The organism is Protofrankia sp. CiP1_Cm_nod3 (assembly GCF_982290655.1).
Genome location: NZ_CEVIVD010000162.1, coordinates 8,305 through 10,672 on the forward strand (window position 1 = coordinate 8,305; position 2,368 = coordinate 10,672).

2 protein-coding genes are annotated in these 2,368 nt (G+C 69.7%); both read right to left on the reverse strand.

Annotated features, from left to right (window positions below; translation table 11 throughout):
• Positions 1–1,463, reverse strand: a 1,463-nt coding sequence (locus AC5LUJ_RS21020) for an NHL domain-containing protein (protein ID WP_493465579.1), incomplete at its 3' end; no start/stop codon positions are given.
• Complete coding sequence (locus AC5LUJ_RS21025) at positions 1,460–1,735, reverse strand: effector-associated domain EAD1-containing protein (protein ID WP_250287291.1); 276 nt, start codon at positions 1,733–1,735, stop codon at positions 1,460–1,462. The genes AC5LUJ_RS21020 and AC5LUJ_RS21025, both read right to left, overlap by 4 nt.
• Between the last annotated feature and the right edge of the window lie 633 nt (positions 1,736–2,368).

Sequence of the window (2,368 nt, forward strand, 5' to 3'; positions counted from 1 at the left end):
TGGTTGTACTGGTCGGAGATGTAGAGGGTGCCGCTGGTGTCGACCGCAACCCATACCGGGCGGTTGAGCTGGGCTCGGGTGGCGGGCCCGCCATCGCCGGAGAACCCGCCGCCGCCGTCGGTCTCGGTGGCGCCATTACCCGCCACGGTAGTGATCGTCCGGTCGGGGGCGATGCGGCGTATCCGGTGGTTGCCCCACTCGGCGATGTACAGGGTGTCGCCGACGATCGCCAGCCCGATCGGTTCATTGAGCTGGGCCTCGAAGGCAGGCCCGCGGTCACCCGAGAAGCCGCGACCCTTGTTACCCGCGATGGTGGTGATCGTTCCGTCGGGGGTGACCTTGCGGATCCGGTGGTTCCGTGTATCGGCGATGTAGAACGTGCCATCTTTGGCGACCGCGACGTCGCCCGGAGAGAAGAGCTGGGCTTGGGTGGCGGGTCCGCGGTCACCGGAGAACCCGCCGTCGCCGTTGTCTTTGGTGACACCGTTACCCGCGACGGTGGTGATCGTTCTGTCGGGGGTGATCTTGCGGATCCGGTGGTTGTTCCGGTCTGCGACGTAGAGGGTGCCGTTGTCGGTGACCGCCAGCCCGGTGGGCTCATTGAACTGGGCATCAATGGCCGGTCCGCCGTCGCCCGAGAAGCCGGGGGTGCCGTTACCCGCCACGATGGTGATCGTCCCGTCGGGGTCGATCCTGCGGATCCGCTGGTTGCCGCGGTCCGCGAGGTAGAGGGTGCCGTCGCTGGCGACCGCCACGTCCTGCGGGTCCTGGAGCTGGGCTTCAATGGCCGGCCCACGGTCACCGGAGAATCCCTGCGCGCCCGTTCCCGCGACCACGGCGATCGTCGGGCTGGAACCGCCCGTCAGATGGACAACGGCGAACACCAACAGGGCGGGCACCAGCGTCAGGACTCCGGCACCGGTCAACAGGCGTCGGCGGTTTAGCGGAGAGCGCGACGGCGCAGTTCCCTCCACGGGCGGGTCCTCGTCGATGTGTGCCGATGGTGGTTCGACGGGGGATGCCGTGCTGAGCCCGCCCGGAAAGGGGCTGGAGGGCGGGCTGCCTTCCGCGGGTGAGGGGCCGGCCACGCCGGCAGCCTGCGCGGCGGCGGCGAGCACGCTGTTCGCCGGGCGAGCATGGTAGGCCTCGCGCAGGACGTTCGCCCACCCGTCGATGACCGCGCCGCCGACGAACAGGCGGTGAGTCTCCCACCAGAACTGCTCCGCGTTGGCGATGTTCCACCCGGGCTGGCGCCTGGGCGGAAGCCCTGCCTGGTCGACCAGCCTGCGTGCCTCCGGGGGATCGGGGAACTCGTCGGCCAACGTGCTGATCACCAGCCGGTCCAGTGATAGGGCGGCCGGCGGGCGGGCACTCGACCCGCCGGGCCCGCCGGTGGACGAGCCGCCGGCGGGCGTCTCCCCGTCGTCGGGGCCGGGGCTGGCGGGCCGGTACTGGCTGATCACGTCGGCCAGCTGGGGTTGCCGGGATTCACCGCGGTGGCCTCGGCCAGTAGCCGCGGCAGCCAGCCCTCGGCCTTCGCCCCTTCGAATATCTTGAACACGGCGTCCGGTAACGTGACGGACTCGGTGGCGTAGTGCGCCAGGGGCCTGTCGAGTCTGTCGAGCAGCCTCTCGAGCCGCCCCCGGTCCGGATATGCGGCCAGGAGGGCGTCTTGCGCCGCCCGCCGCTGCGCGCCGTTCATCCCCGCGACCTTCGCCTCATCAAGCCCGGCCACAGACCACCCTCCCAGCGCCGACGCCACGAGCCGCGGACGTCTGCCGTCCGCCAGTCCGGCCAGGGGAGAAGGCGAACAGCCACGACAGCCCCCGATTTCGCCGTGTGCCGTGACTCTAACGAACCGGCTGATACGCCACGATGCCACGTGGCGGAGGCGTGGCAGTCACCATGCCACCCCGGCTGATGGCTGACCACGGAAGGGGGCCAGGTGCGCCGCGCGGACTCGTTCACCGTGCGATGATCGTCAGGGGGGAGTCCTACAAGCCGGCGACCCAGTACGCCCGGGCCGTGCCTGACAGAGCCGAGCCTGTAGCCTTCGCCGGCTCCTTGATCGGGCGCCGGCTCCTCTGCGCCTCCCCCGTTCGGCTGGTATAAGCCGCCGTACTCGAGACGAAGAACCACACCATGTTCCTGGTGTTCTGCTGCCGTCCGCGCGGCCTCCCCTACCTGTCAGCATGAGATGGGGCAGGGGATGCCTGTCATCTTGTGATCAGGGCGGGTTGGGAGCTGGAAACGGGGTGGTCACCTGTCGCCATGCCCGTTCCCTGCCCGGCTGGTTCCGGTGGGGACGACTCTCTCGTAGAGAACGCCGTGTTGGGCTCGCATGGTGGATTCGACGGACGAGGCTATG